3 protein-coding genes are annotated in these 2,518 nt (G+C 54.9%); 2 read left to right on the top strand and 1 reads right to left on the bottom strand.

Features of this window, described 5'->3' with window-relative positions:
* Positions 1-120 precede the first annotated feature (120 nt).
* Positions 121-1,158, bottom strand: coding sequence for a polyprenyl synthetase family protein (locus B3Z49_RS19080; protein WP_008891812.1), 1,038 nt, complete (start codon positions 1,156-1,158; stop codon positions 121-123).
* Positions 1,159-1,411: 253 nt separating this feature from the next.
* Between B3Z49_RS19080 and B3Z49_RS19075 the strand changes: the two genes are divergently transcribed.
* Both B3Z49_RS19075 and B3Z49_RS19070 read left to right on the top strand, forming a co-directional pair.
* Positions 1,412-1,669: a DUF2007 domain-containing protein gene (locus tag B3Z49_RS19075; protein ID WP_197145561.1), complete on the top strand. Its 258-nt coding sequence runs from the start codon at positions 1,412-1,414 to the stop codon at positions 1,667-1,669.
* A gap of 38 nt (positions 1,670-1,707) precedes the next feature.
* Entirely contained in the window at positions 1,708-2,493 is a 786-nt protein-coding gene (locus tag B3Z49_RS19070; RefSeq protein WP_296993703.1) for a tRNA1(Val) (adenine(37)-N6)-methyltransferase, read from the top strand.
* Positions 2,494-2,518 lie beyond the last annotated feature (25 nt).

Genomic DNA, 2,518 nt, shown 5'->3' with positions numbered 1-2,518 from the left:
ACCAGGCTGAGCTACGCTCCGTCATTCTGCGAAGCCGGGTGATAATGGTTTATCGCAGGCGACGCAAGATATTTTTGCGCCGTCCGGGTGTGACCCCGGCATGCGCAACAGGAATATCGATTAGTATGGCCGCGAAATGCAGAATTCGACTGCCTCGACCATTGCATCCTTGATCGCGCCATCGTCAAAGCGGGACAGGGTGGCAATCGCCTTTTCGCCGAATTCGCGGGCGCGATCCATTGATGCATCGAGTGCATCATACTTGCGGATCAGCGTTTGCGCACGATCCAGATCGCCATCCTGGAAGTCCTGATCTTCCATGCAGCGACGCCAGAAGGCCTTTTCGTCTTCATCGCCATTGGCGTACGCAATGATTACCGGAAGTGTCACCTTGCCGTCGCGGAAATCATCGCCAACGGTTTTGCCAAGGGTTGCCTGATGGGCGGAATAATCCAGAACATCGTCAATAAGCTGGAAGGCCGTGCCAAGGTAAATGCCATACAGGCGAAGTGCTTCTTCATCCTCTGCCGAACGTTCGGCAATCACCGCACCAATCTGTGATGCCGCGCCAAACAGGGCAGCGGTCTTGGCAGTGATCACTTCGAGATAGGCTTCTTCGGATGTGCCCATATCATTGGCGGTCGAAAGTTGAAGAACTTCGCCCTCGGCAATGACGGCAGATGCCTGTGCCAGAATATCAAGAACGCGCAGCGACCCGGTTTTGACCATCACGACAAAGGCGCGCGCAAACAGGAAGTCACCGACCAGAACGCTGGCTTCGTTGCCAAACAGGGCATTTGCCGATGCCTGGCCACGGCGCAGCTGGCTTTCATCGACCACGTCATCGTGCAGAAGGGTAGCGGTATGAATGAATTCAACGCAGGCCGCAAGGTCCACGGCATGCGGTCCATCGCCATACCCGCAAAGCCGTGCTGATGCCAGTGTCAGCATCGGGCGCATGCGTTTGCCGCCGGCCGCGACAAGATGGGTGGCCAATTGCGGAATCAGGGCGACTTCGCTGTGCATGTTGTCGATGATCACCTGATTGACGCGCTTCATGTCGCCATCAACGAGGTTGACCAGTGAATCAAGGCTCGGCTGAGTCTTTGGCTGCGGTGCGGTATTGGTCACGCTGTATTCCGACTTCTCAAATGGCATCTTCGCTGCCTGCGTGGGCGAAGATTGCAAATAACAGCAGGCGGCCTCAACATAGATAGGCCAAGCTGTTGTGGTCAAGTGGACAAATGCGGTGCAGACACACGCCTGATCGTTGGCAATTCACAGTTTTATCGCACAGGTTTTGAAAACCATCACCGCAAACGCCTACATTATAGAGATATTATCGTTTTTTGGATTTCTTCTTATTTCAGTACGTATGCAAAACCAGATCACAGTTTGAAGGAAAATGCAGATGATCGAACTTTTTCGCAGTAACGATCCCATCGAACTGAGCTGGGCACAGGCTGTGTTGGCCGATGAGGGCATCGACAGCCATATCTTTGACTACCACGCCAGCATCATCGAGGGGTCCATTGGTGCCTTGCCACGGCGTCTGATGGTGGATGGTGATGCGGAAAGTCGTGCGAAATACGTTCTTGATGTTGCCAGACGCGAACTGGATGAGCATAACGCAAAGCGTGATGCGTCGGACGCGATGCCGTCCGAGTAACAGGTCAATCAGATCAGAACGACAGATCAGGACAATCGATGGTGAATGCAGCGACACGCATTGAAGTGCCCGACTTCCCCGAAGAACGCATCAGCCATGATTTTCTTCTTGGCGGGTCGGTGGTGCTCAAGCAGCCTGTCGACGGCTATCGGGCGGCGGTGGATGCTGTGTTGCTGGCGGCATCGGTTTCGATCAATTCCCGTCGTGATGAAAAGATCCTTGATGTCGGGGCGGCGGTCGGCACAGCCGGGCTTTGCGTTGCACGTCGTCTGGAAACGGCGAAGGTCACAGGCGTCGAGCTGCAAGATGATCTCTATGCGCTGTTTTGCCGCAACGTGATGGAAAATGATCTGGCGGGGCGTGTGACCCCAATCCATGGCGATATCAATGATGGTCGCCTGCCACTGGTGGCTGAAAGCTTTGATCAGGTCATTTCCAACCCGCCCTATTATGCCGGCGGCACGCGGCCGAGTAATGAAAGCCGCGCCAAGGCCCATCAGGAAGGTACTGCAGACCTCAAGGACTGGATTGCCTTTTGTCTTAAGATGGTGCGGCAAAAGGGACGGATCACGCTTGTGCATCGTGCGGACCATTTGGACCGGATCATTGGTCTGTTGCATGGCCGGGCCGGTGACATGACGGTTTATCCGATCTGGAGCAAAGCGGATGCTGAGGCGCCGTTGCGTGTGATCGTCTCGGCGCGTAAGGGCGTTGCATCGCCATTAACCATGCGGCGCGGGATCGTTTTGCACGATGAACGCGGGGCCTATTTGCCGCAAACCGATACCCTTTTGCGCAACCCTATGGCATTGCCCGGTTTCTAAATCGGTCAAACTTCAATATAAGAAC

It is taken from the genome of Thalassospira sp. UBA1131 (genome assembly GCF_002311515.1).
In the GTDB taxonomy this organism is placed as follows: domain Bacteria; phylum Pseudomonadota; class Alphaproteobacteria; order Rhodospirillales; family Thalassospiraceae; genus Thalassospira.
Note: the sequence above shows the minus strand (reverse complement) of the source record. Positions and strands in the feature narration are given on the sequence as shown.

Coding starts and splice junctions, on each gene's coding strand:
- B3Z49_RS19080 (WP_008891812.1), bottom strand. CDS start 1,158: ATGCCATTTGAGAAGTCGGAATACAGCGTGACCAATACCGCACCGCAG.
- B3Z49_RS19075 (WP_197145561.1), top strand. CDS start 1,412: ATGATCGAACTTTTTCGCAGTAACGATCCCATCGAACTGAGCTGGGCA.
- B3Z49_RS19070 (WP_296993703.1), top strand. CDS start 1,708: ATGGTGAATGCAGCGACACGCATTGAAGTGCCCGACTTCCCCGAAGAA.